Genomic DNA, 13,534 nt, shown 5'->3' on the forward strand with positions numbered 1-13,534 from the left:
CGGCTGACAAGCCGGAACCGATCACTATATGAGGCGGCGGGGGGCGAACATTCTCCCGCCGCCGCATCTTTTTCCGGGGTCGAATACATTATGGCATCGCAAGCCGAACAACTGGCCGCGAATATCAGCCTGGCGAACTTCGCCAAGGCCACCGATCTCAAAAAGCGTCTCTGGTTCACCCTCGGCGCCCTGATCGTTTTCCGTCTGCTGAGCTTCATCCCGCTGCCGGGCATCGATCCGCGCGCGCTGGCGAGCCTGTTCGATACGACCCGCGGCACGGTCCTCGATTTCTTCAACACCTTCTCGGGCGGCAGCCTTGAGCGCATGAGCCTCATCGCGCTCGGCGTCATGCCCTACATCACCGCCTCGATCGTCGTGCAGCTCGCCAGCTCGATGTCGCCGACGCTCGCCGCCCTCAAGAAAGAGGGCGAGAGCGGCCGCAAGAAGATCAACCAGTACACGCGCTACGGCACGGTTTTCCTGGCTGCGATCCAAGGCTATTTCATCGCCGTCGGCCTCGAGGGCTGGGGCTCGGGGCAGGGCGGCTCGGCCGTCGTCGATCCGGGCATGATGTTCCGCGTCACCACCGTGATCAGCCTGGTCGGCGGCACGATGTTCCTGATGTGGCTCGGTGAGCAGATCACCAGCCGCGGCATCGGCAACGGCGTCAGCCTGATCATCATGGCCGGCATCGTCGCCCAGCTGCCGACTGCGCTCGCGCAGGTCTTCGAGGGCGGCCGGACCGGCACTTTGTCGCCGATCCTGATCATCGGCGTCCTCGTGCTGGCGTTCGGCCTCATTCTCGGCATCTGCTTCATGGAGCGCGCCCAGCGCCGCGTCCTGATCCAGTACCCCAAGCGCCAAAGCGCGCGCGGCGCCATGCAGCAGGAGCGCTCGCACCTGCCGCTGAAGATCAACACAGCGGGCGTGATTCCGCCGATCTTCGCCTCGTCGCTGCTGCTGATGCCGCTGACGATCGCGCAGTTCGCGGGCAATCGCGTGCAGGGCGAGAGCACCTGGGGCGACGTCCTGATCACGGTCACCACCGCGCTCCAGCATGGTGCGCCGCTCTACATGGCGCTCTACGCCGCCGGCATCATCTTCTTCTGCTTCTTCTACACCGCCGTGGTGTTCAATCCGGAAGAGACGGCCGATAACCTGAAGCGCCATGGCGGCTTCATTCCCGGCATCCGTCCCGGCAAGCGCACCGAGGAATATCTCGATTATGTACTGACCCGCATCACCGTGATCGGCGCGGCTTACCTGACTTTGATCTGTCTGGTGCCGGAATTCCTGATCGCGCGTGCCGGCATTCCCTTCTATCTCGGCGGCACGAGCCTGCTCATCGTCGTGAACGTGACGATGGACACGGTCACCCAGATCCAGAGCCACCTGATCGCCCACCAATATGGCGACCTCATCAAGAAGGCGAAGCTCAAGGGCGGCCGCACGCGCGGCTGAGTTCCAGGGGGAGTAGGTTTCGATGAACATCATCCTTCTGGGCCCTCCGGGCGCGGGCAAGGGCACGCAGGCCAGTCGGCTCGAGGCTGACCGGGGCATGATCCAGCTTTCAACCGGCGACATGCTGCGCGCGGCGGTCGCCGCCAAGACGCCCGTCGGGCTGCAGGCCAAGGCGGTGATGGATGCCGGCGGACTTGTCTCCGACACGATCGTCACGGGCATCCTGTCCGAACGGCTCGATCAGGAGGATGTCCGCAAGGGGTTCATTCTCGACGGCTATCCGCGCACCGAGGCGCAGGCCGGGTCGCTCGAGACGCTTCTTGCCGAGAAGGGCATGCAACTCGACCAGGTGATCGAGCTTGTCGTCGACGAGGATGCCCTCGTCGACCGCATCACCGGCCGCTTCACCTGCGCAAGCTGCGGCGAGGGCTATCACGATCGCTACAAGGCGCCGAAGGTGCCCGAGACCTGCGACGTCTGCGGCAGCCATCAGTTCAAGCGCCGTCCGGACGACAATGAGGAGACGGTGCGCAACCGCCTCGTCGAATATCGGGCGAAGACGGCGCCGATCCTGCCTTTCTACGAGGCCAAGGGGCTGGTGCGTCGCGTCGACGGCATGGCGCCGATCACCGAAGTGGAAAGCGCGATCGAGGCTATTCTCGACGACCGCTGATCGCGTTACTCTGGCCGCTCACGCAGTGGGGAGCGCGCGCATGAAGAAGCTGGTCCTGTTCGCTGGCGCGCTGGTCGCCTCGCCGGCAGCGGCGGAGGTGAAATCCGCGACGCCCGCCGGCTTCGAGGTGGAAAGCCGGGCGACCGTCCCGGTGCCGCCTGCCGAGGCCTATGCCGCGCTCGGGCGCATCGGCGAATGGTGGAATCCGGCGCACACTTATTCGGGCAAGGCGGCCAATCTCCGTCTCGATCTCAAGGTTGGCGGCTGCTTCTGCGAGACGACCGACGGCGGCGGCGCCATCGAGCATCTGCGCGTGATCTATGCCCAGCCCGGCGCCGTGCTGCGCCTCCAGGGCGGTCTCGGGCCGCTCCAGGCCGAAGGGGTGGCCGGCGCCCTGACCTTGGCCCTGAAGCCCGTCGCGGGCGGCACCGAGATCGTCCAGTCTTATGTCGTGGGCGGCTATGTGAGGGGCGGGGCGGAAGCGCTGGCGCCGCTCGTCGACAAGGTGATGGCCGAGCAGCTGGAGCGGTACCGCAGCCGCCTTGCTGGGGCGCGCTAGCACGGATGGCCGGAACGCACGGAACCGCGTCGTTTTTGGTACGCAGGGGTGCGGTGTCGCGGTTGACATCGACCGGGCGTCCCCCTATCTGCGCTCCATCCCGATCGACCGGCGGCCCGGCGGCGCATCCCGTGCGCGCGTCGGCTTTGGCCGTTTGGCGGGTGTCAAAGCGCTGAGATGGGACGGCCTTGCCCGCCGTCCTGTGGAGCAGGAGAAAGTAAATATGGCACGTATTGCGGGTGTGAATATCCCGACCAACAAGCGCGTGGAGATCGCGCTCACCTACATCCACGGCATTGGTAACACCAAGGCCAAGCAGATCACCGCCAAGCTCGGCATCACGCCCGAGCGTCGCGTTCAGGACCTCACCGATCAGGAAGTGCTCCAGATCCGCGAGGCGATCGACGCCGGTCACACCGTCGAGGGCGACCTTCGCCGCCAGGTGGCGATGAACATCAAGCGCCTGATGGACCTCGCTTGCTACCGCGGCCTGCGTCATCGCAAGGGCCTCCCGGTTCGCGGCCAGCGCACGCACACCAATGCGCGCACCCGCAAGGGCAAGGCCAAGCCGATCGCCGGCAAGAAGAAGTAAGCCTCGCGGCTTCGTGATCTCCTAAGGTAGGATAGAAAAGATATGGCACGCGAACCTCAGCGCCTTCGTCGGCGCGAGCGCAAGAACATCACCGCCGGCGTCGCACACGTGAACGCCAGCTTCAACAACACGATGATCACCATCACCGACGCCCAGGGCAATGCCATCGCATGGTCCTCGGCCGGCATGATGGGCTTCAAGGGCAGCCGCAAGTCGACCCCGTACGCCGCTCAGGTGGCCGCGGAAGACGCCGGCAAGAAGGCCGCCGAACATGGCGTCCGCACCCTCGAAGTCGAGGTCAAGGGCCCCGGTTCGGGCCGCGAATCGGCGCTTCGCGCGCTGCAGGCGGTCGGCTTCCAGATCACCTCGATCCGCGACGTGACGCCGATCCCGCACAACGGCGTCCGCCCGTCGAAGCGTCGCCGCGTCTGATCTCGTCGTACCGCCCGTCCGCACCTGCGGCGGGCGGTACGCCGGTTCGAGTTTCTACATAATCCGGAAGGGCGACCCCCCGTTCTTCCGAAGGATCCAAGGGAAGATCATGGCCGTCAACGCAAAGAACTGGCAGGAAATGAAGAAGCCCAACGCCCTCGAGAAGAAGGCGGGCGGCGACAGCCGGCGCAAGGCCACGTTCGTCGCCGAACCGCTCGAGCGCGGCTTCGGCCTGACGCTCGGCAACTCGCTGCGCCGCGTCCTCCTCTCCTCGCTCCAGGGCGCCGCCGTGACCTCGATGCGCATCGAGGGCGTGCTGCACGAATTCTCGAGCCTCGCCGGCGTGCGCGAGGACGTCACCGACATCGTGCTCAACGTCAAGCAGGTTGCGCTCCGCATGGAGGGCGATCAGCCGAAGCGCCTGCAATTGTCGGCGACCGGACCGGGCGAAGTCACCGCCGGCCAGATCGCCACCACCGGCGACATCGAGGTGATGAACCCCGACCTCGTCATCTGCCACCTCGACGAAGGCGCGACGCTCAACATGGAGCTCACCGCCGAAGTCGGTAAGGGCTACGTCCCGGCGGCCTCGAACCGTCCGGTCGACGCGCCGATCGGCCTCGTGCCGGTCGACGCTTTGTACAGCCCGGTGCGCCAGGTCAGCTACAAGGTCGAGAACACCCGCGTCGGCCAGGAGCTGGACTATGACAAGCTGACGCTGACGGTCGAGACCGACGGCACCATCACCCCGGACGATGCGATCGCTTATGCGGCCCGCATCCTCCAGGACCAGCTGCAGCTGTTCGTCCACTTCGACGACGCGCTCGTCCACGCCGCCGCGCCGACCGGCATGGCTGCCCCGTCCGCGTCCGAGACCGAGGCCGACGCCAACCAGCTCAACCGCTACCTCCTCAAGAAGGTGGACGAGCTGGAGCTTTCGGTGCGCAGCGCCAACTGCCTCAAGAACGACAACATCATCTACATCGGCGACCTCGTTCAGAAGACCGAGGCCGAGATGCTCCGCACGCCGAACTTCGGCCGCAAGTCGCTGAACGAGATCAAGGAAGTGCTCTCGTCCATGGGCCTGCGCCTCGGCATGGACATCCCGGGCTGGCCGCCCGAGAATATCGAGGAAATGGCCAAGAAGCTCGAGCAGGAACTGATGGGCTGATCCTCTTCTCTCGAAGCGGCGCTTCGAGAGGATCACAGGACAGGAAGGGCCGTCCCGCCGGGGCGGCCCTTTTTGTTTGATGGCTCTCGTCGGAGCGACTGATCAAGCCCGCCTCGCTGAGCGCGCCCGCCGCTTCTGTCGCAGAACCGCAACCTTGCCGTATCCAAACAGGCACAGAAGCTTCGCTGCACCGCAACAAAGCTCCGCCAAAGCCGGTCCCGTCGGGCGCTTCCGCCCGGAAGGGGACAAGATTTCATGCGCAACTTCATTCTGCTGGGCAGCGCCGCCGCCGCTGCCCTTTTGCCGAACGCCGCTCTGGCGCAGTCGACCGGTTCGGTCGCGGTCGAGGAGGAGATTGTGGTCACCGGCGCCCGCACTAGCAACGGCGTGGACGGCATCCTCGTGCCCGATTCGACCAAGGCCCGCGCCGTGCTCAGCCAGGAGATCATCGCCCGCCAGACGCCGGGCCAGTCGATCCTCAACACGATCAACCTCATCCCGGGCGTCAACTTCACCAATTCGGACGCCTACGGCTCGTCGGGCGGCAACATCCGCGTCCGCGGCTTCGACGGCGCTCGCATCTCGCTGACCTGGGACGGCCTGCCGCTCAACGACACCGGCAATTACGCCATCTATTCCAACCAGCAGCTCGATCCGGAGATCATCGACCAGGTCAACGTCAATCTCGGCGCGACCGAGGTCGACAGCCCGACCGCGTCGGCCGCCGGCGGCACCGTCAACTACCGCACCCGCATGCCCGGCGATTCGTTCGGGGCGGTCGTCGCTGCGTCCTATGGCGACAGCGATTATCATCGCCTGTTCGGCATGATCGACACCGGCACGCTGACCAGCTTCGGCACCAAGGCGATGGTGGCGGCGAGCTTCGCCCGCAACGACAAGTTCAAGGGTCCGGGCAAGATCGACAAGCAGCAGTATAACGCGCGGATTTATCAGCCGCTCGGCGACGATGGCGATTTCCTGGCGATCGGCGCGCACTACAATGTCAACCGCAACAATTTCTACCGCAACCCGTCGGTGAACGACCTGCGTACCCTGTTCGGCGCGACGACGGTCCCGCTCGCCGCCAACGCCAGCCCGGAAAACCCGATCACCGTCGGAGACTTCACCGGAGCCCAGGAAGAGGCAATCTTCGGCTTCGAGAACAACGCTTTCTGCGTGCTCGACGCGCCGACCGCCGGCGTCGCCGACAATGACGGTCGCGGTTCCAGCGCCAATCCCGCCGACCCCGCCGGCTGCACCAATTATCACGGGCTGCGCATCAATCCGTCGAACACCGGCAACATCCGCGGCCAGTCCCGCTTCACGCTGGCCGACGGCGTGCTGCTGACGGTCGATCCGAGCTATCAGTACACACTCGCCAATGGCGGCGGCACGACGGTCGTGGCCGAGAATTCGGCGATGGTGCGCGGCTCGAACGCCGCGCTGGCCGGGGTCGATCTCAACGGCGACGGCGACGTGCTCGACCAGGTCCGGCTCTACACGCCCAACACCACCAACACGAAGCGGCTGGGCGTGACGGCGTCGTTGATCTGGGACATCACCGAGCAGCACCGCGTCCGCCTCGCCTACACGTTCGACCGCGGCCGCCATCGCCAGACCGGCGAATATGGCTTCCTCGATCCGAACGGGCGTCCCGAGAATGTGTTCAGCGGCCGCAACGGCACCCCGGTGCTGGACGGCGACGGCAATCCGCTCCAGCAGCGCGACCGCCTCTCGATCGCCCTGCTTCACCAGGTCGCCGGCCAATATGTCGGCCGCTTCTTGGACGGCGCGCTGCGCGTCGAGCTCGGCCTTCGCGCGCCCTTCTTCAAGCGCGAGCTCGCCCAATATTGCTACACGCAGACCGGCGGCAGCGGCTTTGCGACCTGCTCCGGCCAGCCCGGCGGTCCGGGCGTGATCGTCGCGCCCGACGCGCAAGGGCCGTTCCCTGCCAATTCCTTCTTCGCCCCGTTCGATGCGACCTACAAGTTCGACGAACTGCTGCCGAATGTCGGTGCGACCTATCGCCTGACCGACGCCGTCAGCGTCTTCGCGAGCTATGCCAAGGGCTTCTCGGCGCCGCGCACCGACAATCTCTACCGCACGCCACAGATGGACACCGAGCCGGAATCGACCGACTCGTTCGATCTCGGCCTGCGCTACACGTCGGGCCGCATCCAGGCGCAGGCGACCGCCTGGCACATCGCCTTCCAGAACCGGATCGTCTCCTCGTTCAATCCGGATCTCGGCATCTCGCTCGACCGCAATATCGGCGCGGTCGACAGCTACGGCGTCGATGCCAGCATCGCGGTCAAGCCGGTCGACGCGTTCACCCTCTACGCTTTCGGTTCCTATATCGACACCGAGATCAAGGAGGATCTGGTGATCAGCGCCACGACGGTGCTGAACACGGCGGGCAAGTTCATGCCCGAGACTCCGAAGTGGCAGTTCGGCGGTCGCGCCCAGGTCAATCTCGGCCCGGTCGAGGTCGGCGCCCAGGTGAAATATGTCGGCGACCGCTTCGCGACCGAGATGAACGACGTGAAGACCAAGGGCTACACGCTCGTCGATCTTGATGCGCGGCTGAGCCTGGCCCGGTTCGGGCTGGCGCAGACCTGGTTCCAGCTCAACGTCCAGAACTTGTTCGGCACCTTCTACTTCGGCAACATCAGCACCCAGTCGCAGGCGTCCAACAACCCTAACTTCTCGGTCGGTGCCCCCCGTACCGTGCTCGGCACCCTGCGCGTCGGTTTCTGACCGCAGGTGACGGGAAACTGCGCCGGCAGCGCATTGCTGCCGGCGCCTTTTCTTTCCGATCCGATGCCCGCCGTACGGCGAGCTCTTTTTTCCCCGCCCACGATGATTGGAAGCGCCATGGTCCGTTCCCCCCTATTTCCGCTGCGCGGGCTGATGCTCGCGCTCTGCGCGTTCGCAACCGGTTGCGCGACCATTCCTCCGCGGTCTGGCGCCGAGGTCGCGCAGGCGCCGGTTTCTGCGCCGGCCGCGCCGGTCATCCTCGTATCGATCGACGGCTTTGCGCCGTCCTATCTGGAGCGAGGGCTCACCCCCAATCTCAGCGGGCTGGCCGACCGCGGCGTGAAGAGCGAAGGCATGCGCCCGTCCTTCCCCTCGGTCACCTTTCCCAATCACTATACGCTGGTGACCGGGCTGCGGCCCGACCGGCACGGCATCGTCGCCAACCGTATGGAGGATCCCGCAATTTCGTCGGCCCCGTTCACGCTGGGCGATCGGAATGCGGTCGGCGACCGGCGCTGGTGGGACGGCGCGGAACCGATTTGGGTGACCGCGGAGAAGCGGGGCCTTCGCACCGCGACCATGTTCTGGCCCGGTTCGGAAGCGGCAATCGGCGGCGTCCGGCCGACCCGCTGGCTGCCGTTCGACGGCAAGATGCCGGCGGAGGCGCGGGTCGACACCTTGCTCGGCTGGCTGGATGCGGATGCCGCCGAGCGGCCGGCCTTCATGACCCTCTATTTCGACGACGTCGACCATGCCGGTCACGAAAGCGGGCCTTATGCGCCTGAAACCGCCCGTGCCGTCGCGCGAGTGGATGCTGCCGTCGGTCGGCTCCTTGCCGGTCTCGAGGCACGTAGCATCGAAGCCAACGTCATCGTCGTTTCGGATCACGGCATGGCCGCGACCAGCGCCGACCGCGTCATAAGGCTGGACCGGATCGCGCCGCAATCCTCGTACCGGACTGTCGCGGTCGGCCCGTTCGCGGCGATCGAGCCGCAGCCGGGGCAGGAGACGGCGCTTGCCCGCGCGCTGCTCCAGCCGCACACGCGCATGGAGTGCTGGCGCAAGCAGGACATTCCCGCCCGCTTCCATTACGGCCGCAACCAGCGCGTGCCCGCCTTTCTCTGCCTTGCCGATGACGGCTGGCTGATCGCGAGCGGCGAGGGCAGGGACTATCGCCCCGGCGGCGCGCACGGCTACGATACGGATTCAGCCGAAATGCGTGCAATCTTCCTCGCGGAGGGGCCCGCGTTCAAGCCGGGATCGACGCTGCCGGCATTCGACAATGTCGACGTCTATCCGCTGGTCATGGGCTTGCTGGGGCTGCGCCCGCTCGCGTCGGACGGCAGTGCGGTGCTGTTCGAAAAGGTGGCTCGGCGCGGATCGCGCCATGGACAGGGCGGCACCGACAAATGAGGGGGCGTGTCAGCCGTGTCGCGGTCTAGGGGCAGGGACGCCCCTCCCTGACGCTACAGGGGAGGGGCGTTTCTGCAGCGGTTCAGGAGCGGCGGCCGCGTTCGTAGGTCTGGAGGCAATTGTCGGTCACGCTGGCCGAGCAAGCCGGGTAGGATTCGTTGGTGTCGTCGATCGTCGCGCCGGTGGCGGGGTCGACGAGCGGACCGCCCATCGCGGTGCCGGCCACGCCGTTCCAGCCGGCGGGAACGACCGCAGCGGCCGAAAGCACGGCAATGCCGCGGGCGTCGCGCTCAGGATTGCTGTTGTCGGCCTGCACCACGGGGCCGCTGGCCATCGGCATGTTCGCGGCGGTCGTGTGGGCGCTGGTGGTGGCGTGGACGTCCGTATCGACGTCGGCGGCGGCACCGGTATCGGTCTGGACCTGGGCGTTGACGTCCATATTGGTTTCGGCCTCGGTGGTCGTCTGCGCGACGGCCGCGCTGCTCATCAGGAGAGCGATCGCAAAAGCTGCTGTTCTCATCAGATGTTCCTTCCGGTTGAGGTCCGCGGCAACGGCGTCGGCCAGGGGCCGTGCGAGCCTGCCGCGGGGGACTGCCTCTAAACGGGTTGCCGCATCGCCATTTCCGTGCCGTGGGACGGATCGTGCGCGCGACGGGGTCGATGGCAGCGGATTGACGGGCTCGGCCGTTACAGATTGAGTGGCCGCGCCCGATCAGGCGCGCATCCCCCGGAAGACAGGAAACCATGCCCGCCCACGTCATCTTGATCGATCTCGTCGCACTTTTTCTGGCGACGCTGGGGTTCCACATGGCGTTCCGCCAGCGCCTGGTCCGGCGCCTCTGGGGGAGCCTGACGGGCGCGCCTGCCGATGCCGCGGCACCTGCCCGGCCGGACGGCGAGGACCCGGTCCATTATGCGCTGATCATCTTCGGCATCATGATCATGGCCTTCGGCACGATCCTATTCGCCTTCACGACCTTCTACGCTTTCCTGACCGCTCCCTGACGGCAGCAATCAGGCCGCCTGACGACGCATTGCAGCGAGCGGCTCCATGCCGTTGTCGGCGGCGGCGATATAGCTCTTCATCTCGACCACCGGCACCATCGTCTTGAGCACGTTCTCGACGCCATCCTGGCATTTGAGGCGCAGGCTTTCGATGCGCAGGTTGCTGTCTTCCGGCACGCGGATCGTTCCCGCCACGCCGATCCGCCGGCAGTTGAGGCGCCGGCCCTGCACGATTTTGAAGCCGCCCATGTCGGTGGCGCTGTCGAGGCCCGGGGCGATGCCGGTCGCCGCACGGCACTGGTTGCCGATCTCGGTCATGCAATGGCGCTCGAGTCCTGCCAGCGGATAGTCGGCGGGGACGTCGACCGTGGCAATGACGACGATACGCTTCAGGGACATGATGGGCCTTTCCGGGAACTGCACGCGGAGCGCCCTTGTGCCCTTGAACGCGCGCGGCGATCAAGCTCGGTGGCCCACGGCATGGGCTACGGGATCGACAGCGGCCGCGGAGGCTGACATTCCAGACGGAATGAGCGGCGAGCTGACCTTGCGCGACGCGGCGCCCGGCGACGGGGCGGCGGTGGCGGCGATCTATGCGCACCATGTGCTGCACGGCACCGCCTCCTACGACACCGAAGCCCCGAGCCCGGCGGACATGCGCGACAAGATCGCTCACGTGCTGGCGCGGGGCTGGCCGTTTCTCGTCGCGGAGGCGGACGGTGAGGTGGCCGGCTACGCTTATGCCACGCAGTTCCGCGACCGGCCGGCTTATGCCTTTACGTGCGAGAACAGCATCTATGTGCGCGCAGGCGATGGCGGCCGCGGCATCGGCCGGCGCCTGCTCGAAGCCTTGTTGGTTCGCTCCGAAAAAGCGGGCTTCCGGCAGATGGTCGCGGTGATCGGCGGCGCCGAGCCGGCTTCGGTGGCGCTGCATGCGGCCTGCGGATTTCGCGAGACCGGACGGATCGAGGCGGTGGGCTGGAAGAAGGGCCGCTGGCTCGACAATGTCTATATGCAGAAGGCGCTGGGGCCCGGCGCGACGCGGCCGCCGGACGCCTGAGGCTCAGTCGCCGGTCTCGGCCTTGACCCATTCGCCATAGGGCGCGTGCGCAGCGGCGATCGGCCACGCGACGGCGGCGGGCACGTCGTAGCTGTGGAGTTCAGCGATGCGCGCGATCAGTTCATCGGCGCGGTGCGCGCCGGTCTTGAATAGGGCGGGCACCTCCTCGGCTTCCTCGATCGCTCCCTGCCAGCAGTAGATCGAGCGGCAGGGGCCAAGCAAATTGGCGCAGGCGGCGAGCCGTTCCTCGACGAGGATGCGGGCGATGCGGCGGGCTTCGTCGGCATCCGCGAACACCGCGTAGACCGTGACGATGCCCGCCTCGCTCATGTCGGCCGGGCGCCGATGCGGTGCGCCGCGAGGACGATCGCGCCGAGCAGGATCGCAGCCATGCCCTGGTGGGCGACGGCGATCCACAGGTCGACTCCGGTCAGCAGGGTCATGATTCCGATCAGGATCTGGACGAACACTGCGGCGACGGCGACGATCGCCTCGGAACGCAGGCCGCGGCTCCACGCCTCGAAAGCGAGCAGCAGGACCATCACCGCCACCGCGAAGGCGACCCAGCGGTGGATGAACTGCACCACGATCGGATTGTCGACATAATTGCGCAGGAACGGCTCCAGCATCGGCGTGTCGGCCGGGAACCACTCGCTGCCCATCATCGGCCAGGTGTTGAAGGCATAGCCGGCGTCGAGCCCGGCGACATAGGCGCCGAACAGCATCTGCACGCCGAGGATCGACAGCGCCCAGATGCCGACCGTCGGCATCCGCACCGGCTTCGCCGCCGGGTCGCGGTCGAGCAGGCGCAGGTCGAGCGCAGTCCAGACCAGTCCCGCTAGGATCAGGAAGGCGGTGAGCAAATGGATGGCCAGGCGGAGGTGGCTGACGTCGGGCCGGTCGATCAGCCCGGACGCGACCATCCACCAGCCGATGAAGCCCTGCAGCCCGCCCAGGGCGAACAGCGCGCCGAGCCGCCAGCCATAGCCGCGCGGGATCGCCTTCTTCCACGCGAACCAGACGAAGGGGATCGCGAAGGCAAGGCCGATGACGCGGCCGAGCAGTCGGTGGACATATTCCCAGAAGAAGATGTCCTTGAACTCGGCGAGCGTCATGCCGCGGTTGATCTTCTGATATTGCGGGCTCGCCTTATAGGCGTCGAACTCCTCCTGCCACTGCTCGGCGTTGAGCGGCGGCAGCGTGCCCGAAACGGGCTCCCAGCGCGTGATCGAGAGGCCGGATTCGGTGAGCCGCGTGATGCCGCCGACCACGATCATCAGGAAGACCAGGGCCGCCACGACCAGCAGCCAGCGGGAGAGGGCGCGAGGGCGGACACGCGCCGCGCGGACAGACGCTTGAACCTGGGTAGCCATGCCTCGCGCTATGGAGCGAGTCGGCCTCTTTGTCGATAAGCGGTGGCCGCAGGCAGGGTCCGTTCCCGGCGCAACTTTTACGTTCATGTGATGTTGTAACTTCTCGCTTACGCCCTTATACAAGGCCGAGCAGAGGGACCGACGATGTTTGCGAATTCGACGAGTAGTGGAGCGATCGACCGGGCGGCTATCGGCCTGTCGGGCCTTTGCCTCGTCCATTGCCTCGCCAGCGCGGTGTTTCTGGCCGTGCTTGCCTCGGCTGGCGGCCTGCTGCTCAGCCCGGTGATCCACGAAGTGGGCCTGGTCTTGGCGATCCTGCTCGGCATCGTCGCGCTCGGCCGCGGCATCGTCCAGCACGGCTTCATGATGCCGGCCGCGGTCGGCGGCCTCGGCCTCGGCGTGATGGCCGGCGCATTGACCCTCCCGCACAGCGGCATGGAAGTTGTCTACACGATCGTCGGCGTCGCCATCCTCGCGCTCGGCCACGACCTCAACCGACGCGCCACGATCTGACGCTTGTTCCGGGGCCGTCCAGGCCCTATCTGGCCGTTATGGCTCATGTGCATCATTCGCATGCCGGCGCTTCGCTGGCCGCTGCCGCCAAGGCGACGATGGAGCGGTCGGGCGAACAATGGACGGCGATGCGCGCCGCCATCTTCGATGCGCTGGCCAGCTTCGACAAGCCGGCCTCGGCCTATGACATCGCGGACAAGGTCTCCAAGGACCAGGGGCGTCGGGTCGCCGCAAACAGCGTCTATCGCATCCTCGACTTGTTCGTCGGCTCGAACCTTGCGCGCCGCGTCGAGAGCGCGAACGCCTATGTCGCGAACGATCATCCGGACTGCCTGCACGACTGCATCTTCCTGATCTGCGACCATTGCGGACAAACCACCCATATCGACGACGACAGCCTGTCGAGCGGCGTGCGCGCCGCGGCGGTGAAGGCGGGATTCTCGCCCGATCGGCCAGTGATCGAAGTGCGCGGCCGCTGCAGCGATTGCGAAGGTCGCTGAGCGGCACTTACGCCGTTCCTGCATC

General features: G+C 66.5%; 16 protein-coding genes. 12 read left to right on the top strand and 4 right to left on the bottom strand.

Annotation, left to right across the window (positions count from 1 at the left end; genetic code table 11):
- Positions 1-90 precede the first annotated feature (90 nt).
- The 8 genes from secY to SH591_RS13740 all read left to right on the top strand — a co-directional run bounded on the left by secY (position 91) and on the right by SH591_RS13740 (position 9,058).
- Entirely contained in the window at positions 91-1,461 is a 1,371-nt protein-coding gene (secY, locus tag SH591_RS13705) for a preprotein translocase subunit SecY (RefSeq protein ID WP_322832845.1), read from the top strand.
- A gap of 22 nt (positions 1,462-1,483) precedes the next feature.
- Positions 1,484-2,134 carry an adenylate kinase gene (locus tag SH591_RS13710; protein ID WP_324749579.1) on the top strand — a complete coding sequence of 217 codons (651 nt, stop codon included), beginning with the start codon at positions 1,484-1,486 and terminating at the stop codon, positions 2,132-2,134.
- Positions 2,135-2,174: 40 nt separating this feature from the next.
- Entirely contained in the window at positions 2,175-2,693 is a 519-nt protein-coding gene (locus SH591_RS13715) for an SRPBCC family protein (RefSeq protein ID WP_324749580.1), read from the top strand.
- A gap of 223 nt (positions 2,694-2,916) precedes the next feature.
- The gene (rpsM, locus tag SH591_RS13720; protein WP_324749581.1) at positions 2,917-3,285 is read left to right on the top strand and encodes a 30S ribosomal protein S13; all 369 of its coding nucleotides are present in this window, start codon (positions 2,917-2,919) and stop codon (positions 3,283-3,285) included.
- A gap of 42 nt (positions 3,286-3,327) precedes the next feature.
- Positions 3,328-3,717 carry a 30S ribosomal protein S11 gene (gene rpsK / locus SH591_RS13725; RefSeq protein WP_019831586.1) on the top strand — a complete coding sequence of 130 codons (390 nt, stop codon included), beginning with the start codon at positions 3,328-3,330 and terminating at the stop codon, positions 3,715-3,717.
- A gap of 109 nt (positions 3,718-3,826) precedes the next feature.
- On the top strand, positions 3,827-4,888 hold the full coding sequence (locus tag SH591_RS13730) for a DNA-directed RNA polymerase subunit alpha (protein ID WP_322832849.1): 1,062 nt from the start codon (positions 3,827-3,829) through the stop codon (positions 4,886-4,888).
- Positions 4,889-5,143: 255 nt separating this feature from the next.
- The gene (locus SH591_RS13735; RefSeq protein WP_324749582.1) at positions 5,144-7,645 is read left to right on the top strand and encodes a TonB-dependent receptor; all 2,502 of its coding nucleotides are present in this window, start codon (positions 5,144-5,146) and stop codon (positions 7,643-7,645) included.
- Positions 7,646-7,762: 117 nt separating this feature from the next.
- Positions 7,763-9,058 (top strand): alkaline phosphatase family protein, encoded by a 1,296-nt coding sequence (locus SH591_RS13740; RefSeq protein ID WP_324749583.1) that lies wholly within the window; start codon positions 7,763-7,765, stop codon positions 9,056-9,058.
- Positions 9,059-9,140: 82 nt separating this feature from the next.
- Here the strand turns inward: SH591_RS13740 and SH591_RS13745 are convergent, their stop codons facing one another.
- Positions 9,141-9,578, bottom strand: coding sequence for a hypothetical protein (locus tag SH591_RS13745; RefSeq protein WP_324749585.1), 438 nt, complete (start codon positions 9,576-9,578; stop codon positions 9,141-9,143).
- 224 nt (positions 9,579-9,802) lie between these two features.
- Here SH591_RS13745 and SH591_RS13750 point away from each other — a divergent pair, with 224 nt between their 5' ends.
- Positions 9,803-10,063: a hypothetical protein gene (locus tag SH591_RS13750; protein WP_324749586.1), complete on the top strand. Its 261-nt coding sequence runs from the start codon at positions 9,803-9,805 to the stop codon at positions 10,061-10,063.
- Positions 10,064-10,072: 9 nt separating this feature from the next.
- Here the strand turns inward: SH591_RS13750 and SH591_RS13755 are convergent, their stop codons facing one another.
- Positions 10,073-10,462 (bottom strand): hypothetical protein, encoded by a 390-nt coding sequence (locus SH591_RS13755; RefSeq protein ID WP_324749587.1) that lies wholly within the window; start codon positions 10,460-10,462, stop codon positions 10,073-10,075.
- 130 nt (positions 10,463-10,592) lie between these two features.
- On the opposite strand from SH591_RS13755, the gene SH591_RS13760 reads away from it, so the two are divergent.
- Positions 10,593-11,123 (top strand): GNAT family N-acetyltransferase, encoded by a 531-nt coding sequence (locus SH591_RS13760; RefSeq protein ID WP_324749588.1) that lies wholly within the window; start codon positions 10,593-10,595, stop codon positions 11,121-11,123.
- A gap of 3 nt (positions 11,124-11,126) precedes the next feature.
- On the opposite strand, the gene cutA is transcribed toward SH591_RS13760, so the two are convergent.
- Together cutA and SH591_RS13770 are read right to left on the bottom strand one after the other, a co-directional pair.
- Positions 11,127-11,453, bottom strand: a complete 327-nt coding sequence (gene cutA / locus SH591_RS13765; protein ID WP_324749589.1) for a divalent-cation tolerance protein CutA — start codon at positions 11,451-11,453, stop codon at positions 11,127-11,129.
- Positions 11,450-12,496, bottom strand: coding sequence for a COX15/CtaA family protein (locus tag SH591_RS13770; protein ID WP_324749590.1), 1,047 nt, complete (start codon positions 12,494-12,496; stop codon positions 11,450-11,452). The genes cutA and SH591_RS13770 overlap by 4 nt, the downstream gene beginning before the upstream one ends.
- A 144-nt stretch (positions 12,497-12,640) precedes the next feature.
- Here SH591_RS13770 and SH591_RS13775 point away from each other — a divergent pair, with 144 nt between their 5' ends.
- Complete coding sequence (locus tag SH591_RS13775; RefSeq protein ID WP_322832858.1) at positions 12,641-13,009, top strand: MerC domain-containing protein; 369 nt, start codon at positions 12,641-12,643, stop codon at positions 13,007-13,009.
- Between the two features lie 38 nt (positions 13,010-13,047).
- Complete coding sequence (locus SH591_RS13780; protein ID WP_322832859.1) at positions 13,048-13,509, top strand: Fur family transcriptional regulator; 462 nt, start codon at positions 13,048-13,050, stop codon at positions 13,507-13,509.
- Positions 13,510-13,534: the final 25 nt, after the last annotated feature.

Source organism: Sphingomonas sp. LY54, assembly GCF_035594035.1.
Taxonomy (GTDB): domain Bacteria; phylum Pseudomonadota; class Alphaproteobacteria; order Sphingomonadales; family Sphingomonadaceae; genus Allosphingosinicella.

Bases quoted from the DNA above. Each gene is read 5' to 3' on its own strand.
- SH591_RS13715 (WP_324749580.1), top strand. From the start codon at position 2,175: ATGAAGAAGCTGGTCCTGTTCGCTGGCGCGCTGGTCGCCTCGCCGGCA.
- SH591_RS13745 (WP_324749585.1), bottom strand. From the start codon at position 9,578: ATGAGAACAGCAGCTTTTGCGATCGCTCTCCTGATGAGCAGCGCGGCC.
- cutA (WP_324749589.1), bottom strand. From the start codon at position 11,453: ATGAGCGAGGCGGGCATCGTCACGGTCTACGCGGTGTTCGCGGATGCC.
- SH591_RS13780 (WP_322832859.1), top strand. From the start codon at position 13,048: ATGGCTCATGTGCATCATTCGCATGCCGGCGCTTCGCTGGCCGCTGCC.
- SH591_RS13770 (WP_324749590.1), bottom strand. From the start codon at position 12,496: ATGGCTACCCAGGTTCAAGCGTCTGTCCGCGCGGCGCGTGTCCGCCCT.
- SH591_RS13750 (WP_324749586.1), top strand. From the start codon at position 9,803: ATGCCCGCCCACGTCATCTTGATCGATCTCGTCGCACTTTTTCTGGCG.
- SH591_RS13740 (WP_324749583.1), top strand. From the start codon at position 7,763: ATGGTCCGTTCCCCCCTATTTCCGCTGCGCGGGCTGATGCTCGCGCTC.
- SH591_RS13755 (WP_324749587.1), bottom strand. From the start codon at position 10,462: ATGTCCCTGAAGCGTATCGTCGTCATTGCCACGGTCGACGTCCCCGCC.
- rpsK (WP_019831586.1), top strand. From the start codon at position 3,328: ATGGCACGCGAACCTCAGCGCCTTCGTCGGCGCGAGCGCAAGAACATC.
- SH591_RS13735 (WP_324749582.1), top strand. From the start codon at position 5,144: ATGCGCAACTTCATTCTGCTGGGCAGCGCCGCCGCCGCTGCCCTTTTG.
- rpsM (WP_324749581.1), top strand. From the start codon at position 2,917: ATGGCACGTATTGCGGGTGTGAATATCCCGACCAACAAGCGCGTGGAG.
- SH591_RS13775 (WP_322832858.1), top strand. From the start codon at position 12,641: ATGTTTGCGAATTCGACGAGTAGTGGAGCGATCGACCGGGCGGCTATC.
- SH591_RS13760 (WP_324749588.1), top strand. From the start codon at position 10,593: ATGAGCGGCGAGCTGACCTTGCGCGACGCGGCGCCCGGCGACGGGGCG.
- secY (WP_322832845.1), top strand. From the start codon at position 91: ATGGCATCGCAAGCCGAACAACTGGCCGCGAATATCAGCCTGGCGAAC.
- SH591_RS13710 (WP_324749579.1), top strand. From the start codon at position 1,484: ATGAACATCATCCTTCTGGGCCCTCCGGGCGCGGGCAAGGGCACGCAG.
- SH591_RS13730 (WP_322832849.1), top strand. From the start codon at position 3,827: ATGGCCGTCAACGCAAAGAACTGGCAGGAAATGAAGAAGCCCAACGCC.